Source organism: Pseudomonas sp. SIMBA_067 (genome assembly GCF_046534675.1).
GTDB lineage: Bacteria > Pseudomonadota > Gammaproteobacteria > Pseudomonadales > Pseudomonadaceae > Aquipseudomonas > Aquipseudomonas putida.
In genome coordinates, this window is sequence record NZ_JAWRYH010001548.1 from 1 (window position 1) to 228 (window position 228).

A 228-nucleotide genomic window follows, 5' to 3' on the forward strand; every position below is an offset into this window, starting at 1 on the left:
GCCGGCTTGAAGGGGTTGACCTTCTGCACCACGAGGGTCCAGAACAATGCATACGCCGCCGTCACGCCCAGCATCACGCCAAATGGCACATAGATGTCCGCCGGGTGCATGCCGGGCGGTGTGATAAACCACATGCCCAACAGGATGCCGATACTCGATACGATCTGCGGCAACGGAAACCATGGCGAACGGTAGGCACGCGGCAAATCCGGGCGACGAATGCGCAGG

Annotated in this window: 1 pseudogene; it reads right to left on the reverse strand. The window is 61.0% G+C overall.

The window, feature by feature from the left end:
* Positions 1-228, reverse strand: a pseudogene (locus SB765_RS34655) (APC family amino acid permease); the annotation flags it as partial.